This is a genomic window from Microcystis sp. M_QC_C_20170808_M9Col (assembly GCF_007095495.1).
GTDB classification, from domain to species: domain Bacteria; phylum Cyanobacteriota; class Cyanobacteriia; order Cyanobacteriales; family Microcystaceae; genus Microcystis; species Microcystis aeruginosa.
Genome location: NZ_SFBZ01000121.1, coordinates 1 through 12,409 on the forward strand (window position 1 = coordinate 1; position 12,409 = coordinate 12,409).

The following is a 12,409-nucleotide window of genomic DNA, read 5'->3' on the forward strand; positions in this document are numbered from 1 at the left end:
TGATCCACTGACAGAACTGCTCCCACAGGGAAGCGCTCTCGCGCTGTTGTAGAGTGGTGGTCATTGGTTTATGATTCCTATTAAGTTATCGAGGTACGATTGATGATGTCTCTATCTTAAAGACTTTGTATCGGTTTGTAAAGGGGTTTGACGATATTGTTACTTATACCATTGATAAGCTGAGGTTATGCTAAGTTTATAGGGTTTTCTGACCAAGTTTTCCTTTTGGGGAGTCCGTCGTCAGAAGCCGATGCTAAATCAGGTCATACTTCATATTTATGAAAAAACCCTAGATCTCGAACTCAGGTTAGACTAAAAAGGGAAATTTAATCATAATGGCGGTTGTCATGACTATGGTAGAAAAAGTTCGTAAAACTGAGGCGGAATGGCAGGCCCAGCTAACTCCCGAACAGTTCCAAGTTACTCGCAAAAAGGGAACAGAACGGGCTTTTACGGGTAAATATCACGATAATAAAGAAAAAGGTATTTACAAATGTGTCTGCTGTGGTACGGAGTTATTTACTTCTGACAGCAAGTATGATTCGGGTACTGGTTGGCCGAGTTTCTGGACCGCTGCTAACGAGGCTAATATTAAGTACGAACGAGATGTTAGTTTTTTCATGGTGCGGACAGAGATTGTTTGTGCCGCCTGTGATGCTCATCTTGGTCACGTTTTTAATGATGGTCCACCCCCGACGGGAAAACGCTATTGTCTCAACTCTGCCGCTTTGCAGTTTGAAAAAAATCCCTAAAGCAAAAAGAGGTCTGGAAAGACCTCTTTTTTTAAGTTCCAGTGGCAGCCAATTACAGTAAACCTGTATTAGTCCCCGGTTTGCCGGTAGCTAGCTGCACTTTGACAATTTTGCCGCCCATTTTCATGATGCGTTGTTGCTCACGAAACCAATTATCGTAGGGAACGAGTTTGGTAAAATAGGTATTTTGTAATTCCCGTTGTGTCCGAATGCGGCTTTGGCTAGGAACACAAGCGGTGATTTTGAACATCCGCATGGATTGATTTCTCCTAATCGCTGAAAAACTTGTCGCTCAAACTAACGAAGGCTTTTTCCTAAATTGACATCCTCACCGCCGTAAACGGACGGTGATTCCTCACCACGCCACCTTTTTAGGGTGGTCGCGTCAATGGGGTTGACGCTTCACCGAAAAACGCTTAATTGCTTAAGTCTGACACTTTCGACCCGTCCATTTAAAGTCTCCGAATGCCCTTCGGCGACTGATTTAATTTTGGTTTATACATACCGACACAGGGTATGTTTTGCCTCTAGCATGGAGTTCCCAGCGGCCGTCAGCTTCCCCTTACTCATCGTCAACCCGTTGCAGGAATTTCAACCTAATATATTTATTCGGTCGTATCTATGATAGGGCGGGTTTTTTAGACGAGTAATATTTTAACACAAAGCCGCCCTAAAAGGGGCGGGGTTTTCAACCCAAATTTTCGATAACAAAGGTCGGGAGTCAAGGATCAATACTAGCTCGTCAAAACCTATCTTGGCCAGATTCAGCCTTTAAAGACCTAGCACTCATCCTCGGCTTCCCGAACCCTATTTTGTCCGAGTTCGTTATTTCTAGCTTAAGCCAGAGCTAATGTAGTCGAAGTAAATCCCCATTTCTTTACCCGCATCAGCACCGACTAAACTAGCGGTGACTTCTTTCATCGCTTGGATAGCTTGAACGGTGGAGGAGATGGGTACACCTAAAGAGTTGTAGGTTTCTTTCAGGCCGTTGAGAACGCGCTCGTCGAGGATAGAAGGATCTCCAGCTAACATAGCGTAGGTAGCATAACGGAGATAGTAGTCGAGGTCACGGATACAAGCGGCGTAACGACGGGTGGTGTACATATTACCACCGGGACGGGTTACGTCAGAGTATAACAGGGACTTAGCCACAGCTTCCTTAACGATACCAGCAGCGTTGGCGCTAATGACACTAGCGGCGCGCACGCGCAGTTCACCGGTGGCGAAGTAGCCTTTCAGTTTGCCGAGAGCAGAAGCGTCAAGGTATTTGCCTTGAACGTCAGCAGAGTTGATAACAGAAGTAATTGCGTCTTGCATGGTGGTTCTTCCTTGGGTTTTGCTTAATCTTAAGAGGTTTACGAGGGGTGTGTCTAGAACAATTCACAAAGGAATTATTCTACGACATAGAGCCGATCACGTAATCGAAGTAGGAAGAAGCTTCAGAAGCATCGTCAGAAGACATAAGACCGGTAGCAACTTCTTTCATTTCGCGAACGCTTTGAGCTACGGCACCGATGTCGGTTCCTAAAGATTTGTACATTTCACGCACACCGACCAAACCGATTTCTTCAATCGGGGTGACATCACCAGCGACTACTCCGTAGGTGATTAAACGTAGGTAGTAGTCCATGTCACGCAGACAGGTAGCGGTCATTTCTTCGCCGTAAGCGTTGCCACCGGGGGAAACGATGTCAGGACGTTTTTGAAATAAGCGATCGCCAGCTTGTTTGACGATGGTTTCGCGAGCGCCGGTCAGGGTTTCGGCGATGCGTAAACGAGCGGCACCACTGCCAACGAAGGCTTTAATTCTGTCTAGTTCGCCGGGGCTGAGGTAACGAGCTTCAGCATCAGCATTCACGATCGATTTCGTGACGATACTCATTGATGGATTCCTCCCAACTAAGTGAGATTAATAAACTTAATCTGACATTTTATAGCAGTTGTGGTCACTACGCTCAAGTTATCTCGTTTCCGCCTCAGCGTCTCAAGACTTCCCTAGCTAGAGCGACCTAACGCAACTATTTTGCGGCATCTGGTTCACCTTCTCACTATTTTCGTAATACTTTTTAACATTTGCCCGAAGAAGGGAGCGCCGGAGTGGGGTGTGGGGAAGTGGGGTGTGGGGTGTGGGGTGTGGGGTGTGGGGAGAATAAATGAAACTGCCGACCGCCTCCTGCCGACCGCCTCCTGTCTCCTGCCGACCGCCTCCTGACTCCTGACGACTGATTTAGCCTAGCCAATTAATGGCCCCTTTAATCCAGTCTTCTGGCTGAGTATTTTTACTGAATAAAGCATCTTGACTGAGGACTGCGATAGCTCGATCGATCTCCTCCCGGCTGTATCCTAAAGCTAAAAGGGTCATCTGCACATCTTCAAGGATTGCCGCTGCCGGTAGTATTGCCGTGGTTGTCGTCGTCGCTTCTCTTAGTTGTCGCCATGCTGCCAATTTAGTTTTTAACTCTAAAGCGATTCTCTCTGCTGTTTTTAAGCCGACTCCGGGGGTTTTGCTCAAAATTTTGGTATTTCCTGTCACTATCGCCACCACAAGTTCCTCAATCCCCAAGGTATCGATTAAAGCTAGGGCTAATTGCGCTCCAACTCCATTGACGGAAAGCAGTTGACGAAACAGATCTCGCTCTGGGGCGGCGCCGAAACCGTACAATAAAGGCTGCTCCTCGCGAAGGAGTAGGTGAGTAAAAATCTGACAACTATCATTGTTATCGTTGCCGATGTCTAGGGCTAATCGCGAGGGAATTTGGATTTCGTAACCGATCTGGTTTACGTCTAAAATCAAGATCAGTCGGTTATTAGGGGTTTTGATCACCTCGATCGCTTGTCCCCGTAAATAATTAATCATTGATTTAATTCTCCTACGAAAATAACCGAACCACAGGGATGACGGTTTTTACTCCCTGAAGGAATGCCGGGGAGATTTTCATTTTTGTTACAATTGTTAACAGAAGTGAATGGCGTAATTGATAACCTAATCTTCTTGGCGTTAGTCCCCAATAATTGGAGAAGATACAAAATGAATGGCAACATTAGAGTCGGGAATCTCTTTGGAATTCCCTTTTATATTAATCCTTCTTGGTTCTTTGTTCTGGGGTTAATTACCTTAACCTATGGGGGAGAATTAAGTCAGTTTCCCCAGTTAACGGGAATCATGCCCTGGCTCTTAGGATTTTTTGCCGCTATTCTCCTATTTGCCTCCGTGGTTGCCCACGAATTAGGTCATAGTTTTGTTGCCATCGCCCAAGGTATTGAAGTTAAATCAATTACCCTCTTTTTATTCGGTGGTTTGGCAACTCTCGGCAGAGAATCGAAAACTCCTCTAGAAGCTTTTCTAGTAGCAATTGCCGGCCCTTTAGTTAGTTTACTGCTCTTCGGTATCTTCCTAATTATTGGTTCCAATATTAGCTTAAATGCGCCCCTGGCGGCGATTCTTTCTCTCCTGGCCTATATCAACCTCGCCCTAGGGTTATTTAACCTGATCCCCGGTTTACCTCTAGATGGTGGTAATATCCTTAAAGCCGTCGTTTGGCAAGTAACGGGCAATCCCAATAAAGGGGTTTTATTCGCTAGTCGTTTCGGTCAATTTTTTGGTTGGTTAGCGATTGTCATCGGTGCGCTATCAATTCTCGGAATCAGTAAATTTGGCAGTTTTTGGACGCTATTAATTGGCATTTTCCTCCTACAAAATGCCGGCTTTTCCGCTCAATCAGCTAAGGTTCAAGATTTCCTAAGTCGCTACACCGCTAAAGATGTTATCTCTCCTAATAGTCCTGTAGTGCCGATTAATTTAACCCTGCGCGAGTTTGCTAATAATTATGTTATCGGTAAACAACAATGGTCTAAATTCCTAGTTACCGATAGCGAAGGTAAACTATTAGGAGTGATTAATGTAGAGGATATGAAAACGATTCCCACTTCCCAATGGACCCAGGTAAATATCGGCCAGTTATTACAAACTAGCGAAAGTCTCAAACTGGTTTTGTCTAATACTTCCCTCCTAGATGTGGTGAAAATTTTGGAAGGAGAAAATTTATCTCAAGTGACAGTGGTAGAAGAAAACGGCAGGGTTTTGGGGTTAATTGAGAAAGCTTCTATCCTTACTTTTCTCGCCCAAGAAACCCAAAGTCAAGCCGCTTAATCAGTTATCAGTTATCAGTGAGCAGTTATCAGTTATCAGTTAGGTAAATGTAATTTTCACCTCAATATTCTCGCAGAATTTTGTCTAGTATCTCCTGACTATACTAACTGTCGCATTGCTTGCCATAATTGCTCGTATTCTTGCTCGGTTGCTGGCGATAAAGGGTTTAAAAAATCGCTTTTTTTGATCGCTTCTGGATTAACAAGTAAAGGATTATTTCTAATATCTGGGGGAATTTGGTCGGGATTTTGAGTGAGAATTAGGGGTGATAATCCGGAGGTAAATAAAGAAATTTTAGTGGCGGATTCTGGTTGCCAACAAAAATCAATCCATTGCTGGACAAGAGAATTAGGAGTAGTTAAAACTGGTTTTACCCACACATCCGACCAGAGAGAAGTACCGGATTTGGGGACAACAACTTTAATTTTATTATAGCGATCACTCACTGGTAAAATATCATTAGACCAACCCACAGATAGCCAGACATCACCGAGTATCAGGGGTTGTAAATAATATTGAGAACTATAAAATTTTACCTGTTTTTGTAAAGCGAATAGCTGGTCTTTTAGTGCCGTAACTTGCTTTAAATCACTGGAATTATAAGAATAACCCAATTTTTTTAGGGTTAAACCGATGACTTCGCGACGATTATCAATTAGGGCAATTTTACCGGTTAATTCCGGTCGCCATAGATCGGACCAATCCTGTGGTCGCCAGTCAAATTGAGCGAATTTTTCCTCATTATAGGCAATTACTGTCATTCCCCAACGGTAGGGCGCACCCCAGACTTTACCCTCTGTTTGCGGTTGTCCTTGGGCATTGCGAGTCATGTTTTCTTGCCAACGGGGGGGCAGTTTTGACCAATTAGAGAGTTGAGAAGTATCTAGGGGTTGAATTAAGCCGTTGGTAATCGCTTTTCCTAGCCAAGCATCCCCTAGGGTGACTAAATTACCGATCGCTGGTTTTTGTTCCCTAAAAGGAATAGAAATCGAAAATTGTGAGGCTGGTTGCCCCTGATTTTTTAACCATTTTTCCAACAATTCTAATAGCTCTTTCAGCTGCCTTTCCGACTGAAAATTGACTTTTTTTTCAGCAATAGTTTTCTGAAAATCTGTTAGTAATCGCGGCGGAATCGAACCAGATAGGATAAAAATGCTCGGCTCGCCGCTTCCAGAAGCGCAGCCACTTAAACCTCCCGCTAAGGCGATTGTACCTAATCCTTGCAAAAAAGAACGTCTGTTTAACATATCGCCCGCCGATTTTCAACTTCAACAGTAATAATTGCCAGTTTCTAGCCTTGGATTATTATAGGACGATTTTTAACAGAATGTAAACTAGGGAGTTTTGCCGCTACCGATTTCAGCTATAGATCGGCTTTGTTGTTAACTTTTATGGTAGAAAACTCTGATTTTGTCCTAGTTAAAGCTAGGATAGAAGCAGTAAGCTAAGGGGCGAGGGTATAAGACCATGTCCAACAATCATAATCGAGATTTTCGTTATTCTTGTCGTTGTGGACAAGCCAATTTTCAGTCGGTAAAACATCGATAGGGTATTTTATTAATCGGGGGAGCGGAAGGAGGTAAATTAGGAGAAGATCAAGCGACCACATGGTTATTAAATCGAGCTAAAGGCGGTAATTACTTAGTGCTGCGCTTTGGCGATCTTGGCAGTCAAGCCGATTGGATTTGCGACAATTATCCCTCCCTGATCGGCTCGGCGGCGGAACTATCAATTGATAGTCGTGAAGGGGCGAATCATCCTGATGTTATCGAATATATTCGTAATGCCGATATTCTTTTTTTTGCCGGTGGTGATCAAAATCAGTACGAGGATTTGTGGGAAAGCACAAAGGTGGAAACAGCGATCAATTATCTGATCAATGACAAAAAAGTCCCCGTGGCGGGAACCAGCGCAGGAATGGCTATTCTGGGGGATTTTTACTATGCGCCCACTCACGAAGGGGTACTGAGTTCGGAAATATTAAATAATCCCTTTCACTTCAACACTAAAGACTTCTATCGGAGTGATTTTATTCGGGTTCCTTTTCTCAAAAAAGTGGTGACAGATACCCATTTGGATCGACTCAATCAAGATCATCCCGAAACAAGATATGGTCGCCTTTTTGGTTTTTTAGCCCGCAATGTACACGATAATCACAATCAACTACCTGCCTACGCTATCGGTTTAGAAGAAGGTGCTTTTCTGGCGATCGATGACCATGGTATCGCCAAAGTCTACGGCAACGGCACCGATAAGGGACAAGATGCCTATTTTCTACAAACTAACGGGACTCTACCCGAACAGATGGAGCCGGATCGGCCTTTAATCTGGAATAATAACGGTCAAGCGGTGAAAGTCTACCGCATCGCGGGAACTCCCTCCGGCAGAGGTGAATTTGACCTCAAGGATTGGTCTAGTGCTGCTGGCGGTCGCTGGGAATATTGGTACACTAAAGGGGGAATAGCCTGGTTTAAGCGGGTTCTGGTAGCCTGAAGGTCATTTTTGTCAAAAAAGTGATTTCTATGGGTGTTATGATTAATTTTGAGGCAATAAGGAGAATTTTTTGACCTATGACCCCTGAATTAATCACTTTTGGTCGGTATCTCGCGGGTGAATTTGAAAATCAACGGCAAGCGCAAGCAGAACCGGTGTGGTACGTTCACCTGCGTTTATGGTTGCGTCCGCTGCCTTTATTTCGGGAAGACAGCATCGCACTTTTTGCCGAACAGGCCAGTATGATCAATTTAGACCAACCCTACCGACCGCGACTGTGGCGATTAACGCGCTCGGAATCGGGAGGGTTAGAGGTTAGGCACTATATGTTTAATGACCTGAAATCCGTGCAAGGTGCGGGCAAAAATCCCGATATTTTGCGAAAAATTAGCTTAGAAGACCTAACTTTTCTGCCTACCTGCACTTTATCGGTCAAAGTCAATACTCTCGCTGATAATCAATACCAGTTTATCGCCCAACCGCAACCGGAACAGCACTGTCAATTCACCTATGAGGGTACAACCTATCAGGTGGCTTTAGGTTTCGAGGTGACGAGTGATAGCCTAAAAACCTACGATAAAGGTCTAGATCCCGGCACTGGTAAGGGAATTTGGGGCGCTCTGCTCGGCCCCTATCAATACGAGAAAAAACAGGATTTTTCGGCAGAATTGGATGTGTGAGGAAGATTGCATCACATTAGGTCAAAATGACGGCAGATGACACCGCAAAGAGCCGCTAAAGCGGTAATTCCTAAAGCTGTACCGATGTCTTGTCCTTGATTGACAGCAAAAGAAGTGACGATTCCCGCACCTAAACCGGCTGTGATTGCCGCTCCGAGAAAATCTTTATCCGAGTTTTTATACATAGAGATAAGGCCAAATTTCGACAAAATCGTGTTTTTTACCTTATCATCCTCTTTTGAGCAACTAATCACCCGGGGGCGGAATTGCAATTAAGCTTTAGATTTAGCCACGTTTCTTAACATTAGATCTGCTGCAAAAATCAAAAATCTTCCGTTAGATGAGGAGACTCTGAGATAGGAGACGGTCGCCAGGAGGAGAAAAAAGACAATAGACAACTATCCCATTCATAAAACCTAAGATTATGTCAAATTTATCTGGTTTTTTGGGTATTTTGACCCGATGGCGGCTCGATAACTTACTTTTGCAGGAGGTCTATTAAGTTGGGTAAGATAGATAGGAGGTAAAATCGATGAAATTAGCTAAAATCTCTTTTTATGGCTTTTTAACTCTGATTATCTCCCTTTTGCTAATACTGAGTTTTGTTAATGCCAGCAAAGCACAATCGGATACGGCGGTAAGATCGGAGTTAATTAGTCTCCGCAATCGAGTCGAGCGCCTTGAAAGTCAGATTCGAGGAATATCCATCCGCGGGGAAAATGCCGCTCCGATTCCCCAACGGCGATCGGGAACGGGTATAGTAAATGGGGAAGTAGTCGGGGAAAGTGACCCACTGTTCCAGCGTTTAGCCACTTTAGTAATTGAACTAAAGGAAGATTTAAAAAAGCTAGAGCAACGGGTGCAAATCTTAGAAAAAGAAACCGTTAGCCAGAAATCGTAGTCAATTGATGCTATAACGATCGAAAGTTAAATTGATCTCAACTATGCAGTTAATTGATTATGTAATTATCCTGCTTTATCTGGCAGCAACCCTAATAATCGGGATTATAGCCGAGAAAAAAGCTTCTCAAGGTCTAGAATCCTACTTTTTAGGTAATCGCAATTTGCCGTGGTGGATGTTAGGGGTGTCGGGAATGGCGGCTAACACCGATTTAGCGGGAACTATGGTCATTTCTGCCCTAATTTACGCGGTCGGTCCTAAAGGATTATTTATCGAAATCCGGGGCGGTGTTGTCCTAATTATGGCCTTTCTCATGGCTTTTATGGGCAAATGGAATCGCCGAGCCCAAGTTATGACCATGGCGGAATGGATGCAATTTCGCTTTGGAACTGGAAAACAGGGGAATTTTGCCCGAATTATTAGCGCCGTCGCCACTCTCTTATTCTCTATCGGTGCGATGAGTTATTTCTCCGTTGCGGGGGGGAAATTTTTAGGGCAGTTTCTGGGTATGGATGATCGTCTTGCTTCGGTGATATTAATTCTTTTAACGTTAATTTATACAGTCGCCAGTGGTTTTTATGGTGGGGTAATTACCGATTTATTTCAAGGGTTTCTGATTTTTGTGGCGGTAATTTATGTATCGGCAGTCGCCTTTTTTACTGTTAATCTTCCCGATAGTTTCACGGTAGCAATTCCGGGGGCAGCGGAGCCAAAAACTTGGAATTTAAGCGACTGGGCTAGTATTTTTCCCTCCCTGACTTTGGATTTACCCGGAGATTATGCTATCTTTAATTTGTTTGGTGGGGTGATTTTCTTTTATTTAGTTAAAACCATCATCGAAGGTTGCAGCGGCAGCGGTGGTTATATGTTACAACGATACCTAGCCGCCAAAAGCGATCGAGATGCCGGTTTATTATCTTTATTCTGGATTATTCTGCTTTCTTTCCGTTGGCCCCTAGTCACAGCTTTTGCGGTTTTAGGTATTCACTACGGTTTAACTAAAGGCACGATTACAGATCCGGAAAGAATTCTGGCCACGGTTATTACTCAATACGTTCCCGTGGGGATGAAAGGGTTATTAATTGCTGCTTTTTTAGCGGCGGCTATGTCCACTTTTAACGCAGTTATTAACGCTAGTGCTGCCTATTGGGTCAAAGATATCTATCAAGCTTTTTTGAAACCAAATGCGGGAGAACAGGAGTTAGTTTTTCAAGGTCGTCTGGCCTCGGTTTTTGTGGTCGTAATTGGCTTAGTTTTGAGTTTTAATATCCAAAATGTCAATGATATTTGGGGTTGGTTAACCACGGGATTAGGGGTGGGATTAGCAGTTCCTCTCCTATTACGTTGGTATTGGTGGCGCTTTAATGGTTATGGTTTTGCCGTGGGAACTTTAGCGGGAATGATTGCGGCTATTGCCTCACAAGTGATAATTTTACCTTTCTTTCGTCACAGTCAATATCAGGAATATATTCTCTTTCTTGTGCCGAGTTTGTTCGCTTTAGCTGGCTGTATTATCGCTACTTTGTTAACTCCTCCCACCGATATTTTAGTTATGGAAAATTTCTATAATGTTACTCGACCTTTTGGCTTTTGGGGAGAAGTCCGTCAAAGTGTTAAACCTAACCTACAGGCAAAAATTAAAGCGGAAAATCAACGGGATATCATCGCCGCTTTTCTCACCGTTCCTTGGCAATTAGTCCTCTTTATGATGGGGATTGTTTTAATCATTAAGCAGTGGCAAAGTTTGAAGATTTTGGCTTTGGTTTTTCTTTTGCTTTCTATCGGTCTCTATTTTACTTGGTATCGACACTTATCTAAGGAAATTACTGTCACTAAAGACCGAGATTTAGGTTAGGCAGTTATCAGTTATCAGTTATCAGTTATCAGTTATCAGATTTGAGTTTTAAGTGTGCAGTATGGATTAAGTGAGCCTCATCAAATGCCAGTTTCCGGCTCTTCTCGACTTGGTGTGATAATCAGTGCTTATCATTCGTAGGAGTCTTGCTAGGCAAGGCTTTGAAGACTATATTTCTGGAAAATTATCCCTATTCTTCTTACTCCCACACAGAAACGAGAAGAGCCAGTTTCCTACTGTCTTTTTACTGATTACTGATTACTGAATTAGGAGATATCCCTTGACTTTTGCGGCGGCTTGGTTCATGATTCTATTATAATGGTAATTTTGTGTTTATAGTTAAGCGGTTATATTTACATTATTAGTAAACTCTTTTAAAAATATTTTCCCAAAATCTGCCAAAAAAAGCAAGCAAAATTTTGCCGTCAATTGTTAAGTTTTGTTAAGAAAAATAGCAAGAGCGGCAAGGAATAGAAATTCCTTACCGTTGACTTTGGCCGGACTCACCACTTCTTATAGGGTAAAAACTTACCCGACATAGTAATTTTAACGCGATCGCCTTTAGGGTCTTCCTCCTTATCCACGTCGAGGGTAAAATCGATCGCACTCATAATACCATCGCCGAATTTTTCATGAATCACCGATTTTAGTGGCATTCCATACACCTGCATGATCTCGTAGAAACGATAAATCAGGGGGTCGGTGGGGACAACCGGACCCAATCCCTTGACAGGATACTCGGTTAAGGATGCGACGATTTCGGTTCCCAGTCCCAAAGCTGCCACAATTTTCGTTGCTTCTTCTAGGGAGGCGCTCGCTTGCCGGTAAAAAACAGCGGCAATCCACACCTCATCTCGTCCTAGAATCGCTTCTAGGTCAGCGAAACTCAGGCCTTTTTCCTTCTTCGCTTCCAATAGTTTTGCAGTAATTTCGGGTATCATCGCTTATTTTTGCAGAATTTGTCTGCTTCTAGTTTACCTGAACATCAATTATATAAGTAAAAGTTATAACATTGATAAAAAAATATTCCTTAAAACCCCTTTACATAACTATAAAAAGCCGATAGTATTAACTCATGTCAAACAACGAACCTTGACAACTTAATACATACAGAAATTATCCAACCATGACCACCACTCTACAACAGCGCGAGAGCGCTTCCCTGTGGGAGCAGTTCTGCCAGTGGATCACCAGCACCAACAACCGTCTCTATATCGGTTGGTTCGGTGTCATCATGATCCCCACCCTGCTCACCGCCACCACCTGCTTCATCATCGCCTTTATCGCCGCTCCTCCTGTAGATATCGACGGTATTCGCGAGCCTGTAGCCGGTTCTCTACTCTACGGAAACAACATCATCTCCGGTGCAGTTGTTCCCTCCTCCAACGCGATTGGACTCCACTTTTACCCCATCTGGGAAGCAGCTTCCTTAGATGAGTGGTTATACAACGGTGGTCCTTACCAGTTAGTCATTTTCCACTTCTTACTAGGTGTCTTCTGCTACCTCGGTCGTCAGTGGGAACTGTCTTTCCGTTTAGGAATGCGTCCTTGGATTTGTGTAGCTTACTCGGCACCTGT

General features: G+C 43.7%; 13 protein-coding genes and 1 pseudogene. 7 read left to right on the forward strand and 7 right to left on the reverse strand.

Features of this window, described 5'->3' with window-relative positions:
* Positions 1-335 precede the first annotated feature (335 nt).
* Entirely contained in the window at positions 336-752 is a 417-nt protein-coding gene (gene msrB / locus EWV68_RS07395; RefSeq protein ID WP_004163453.1) for a peptide-methionine (R)-S-oxide reductase MsrB, read from the forward strand.
* Positions 753-804: 52 nt separating this feature from the next.
* Here the strand turns inward: msrB and EWV68_RS07400 are convergent, their stop codons facing one another.
* From EWV68_RS07400 to ruvA, 4 genes are all read right to left on the reverse strand, one after another.
* Positions 805-1,008, reverse strand: a complete 204-nt coding sequence (locus tag EWV68_RS07400) for a phycobilisome linker polypeptide (RefSeq protein WP_002739162.1) — start codon at positions 1,006-1,008, stop codon at positions 805-807.
* A gap of 575 nt (positions 1,009-1,583) precedes the next feature.
* On the reverse strand, positions 1,584-2,069 hold the full coding sequence (gene apcB, locus EWV68_RS07405; protein WP_002738786.1) for an allophycocyanin subunit beta: 486 nt from the start codon (positions 2,067-2,069) through the stop codon (positions 1,584-1,586).
* 79 nt (positions 2,070-2,148) lie between these two features.
* On the reverse strand, positions 2,149-2,634 hold the full coding sequence (gene apcA / locus EWV68_RS07410; RefSeq protein ID WP_002739012.1) for an allophycocyanin subunit alpha: 486 nt from the start codon (positions 2,632-2,634) through the stop codon (positions 2,149-2,151).
* 345 nt (positions 2,635-2,979) lie between these two features.
* The gene (gene ruvA, locus EWV68_RS07415) at positions 2,980-3,609 is read right to left on the reverse strand and encodes a Holliday junction branch migration protein RuvA (protein ID WP_061430361.1); all 630 of its coding nucleotides are present in this window, start codon (positions 3,607-3,609) and stop codon (positions 2,980-2,982) included.
* Positions 3,610-3,672: 63 nt separating this feature from the next.
* Here ruvA and EWV68_RS07420 point away from each other — a divergent pair, with 63 nt between their 5' ends.
* Complete coding sequence (locus EWV68_RS07420; RefSeq protein WP_287169358.1) at positions 3,673-4,902, forward strand: site-2 protease family protein; 1,230 nt, start codon at positions 3,673-3,675, stop codon at positions 4,900-4,902.
* A gap of 98 nt (positions 4,903-5,000) precedes the next feature.
* On the opposite strand, the gene EWV68_RS07425 is transcribed toward EWV68_RS07420, so the two are convergent.
* Positions 5,001-6,149: a substrate-binding domain-containing protein gene (locus tag EWV68_RS07425; protein WP_287169359.1), complete on the reverse strand. Its 1,149-nt coding sequence runs from the start codon at positions 6,147-6,149 to the stop codon at positions 5,001-5,003.
* Positions 6,150-6,369: 220 nt separating this feature from the next.
* On the opposite strand from EWV68_RS07425, the pseudogene EWV68_RS07430 reads away from it, so the two are divergent.
* Together EWV68_RS07430 and EWV68_RS07435 are read left to right on the forward strand one after the other, a co-directional pair.
* Positions 6,370-7,395 (forward strand): annotated as a pseudogene (locus EWV68_RS07430) (cyanophycinase).
* Positions 7,396-7,472: 77 nt separating this feature from the next.
* A complete protein-coding gene (locus EWV68_RS07435; RefSeq protein WP_287169360.1) occupies positions 7,473-8,075 on the forward strand; it encodes a chromophore lyase CpcT/CpeT in 603 nt (200 codons plus the stop codon).
* 11 nt (positions 8,076-8,086) lie between these two features.
* Here the strand turns inward: EWV68_RS07435 and EWV68_RS07440 are convergent, their stop codons facing one another.
* Complete coding sequence (locus EWV68_RS07440; protein WP_002791720.1) at positions 8,087-8,260, reverse strand: hypothetical protein; 174 nt, start codon at positions 8,258-8,260, stop codon at positions 8,087-8,089.
* A gap of 347 nt (positions 8,261-8,607) precedes the next feature.
* On the opposite strand from EWV68_RS07440, the gene EWV68_RS07445 reads away from it, so the two are divergent.
* Complete coding sequence (locus EWV68_RS07445; protein WP_004163447.1) at positions 8,608-8,976, forward strand: hypothetical protein; 369 nt, start codon at positions 8,608-8,610, stop codon at positions 8,974-8,976.
* A 43-nt stretch (positions 8,977-9,019) separates the two neighbouring features.
* A complete protein-coding gene (locus EWV68_RS07450; RefSeq protein WP_287169361.1) occupies positions 9,020-10,831 on the forward strand; it encodes a sodium:solute symporter family protein in 1,812 nt (603 codons plus the stop codon).
* 503 nt (positions 10,832-11,334) lie between these two features.
* On the opposite strand, the gene cynS is transcribed toward EWV68_RS07450, so the two are convergent.
* A complete protein-coding gene (gene cynS / locus EWV68_RS07455) occupies positions 11,335-11,772 on the reverse strand; it encodes a cyanase (protein ID WP_012264521.1) in 438 nt (145 codons plus the stop codon).
* Positions 11,773-11,957: 185 nt separating this feature from the next.
* Between cynS and EWV68_RS07460 the strand changes: the two genes are divergently transcribed.
* Positions 11,958-12,409: photosynthetic reaction center family protein (locus EWV68_RS07460; protein WP_502705781.1), on the forward strand; the 452-nt coding region annotated here is incomplete at its 3' end.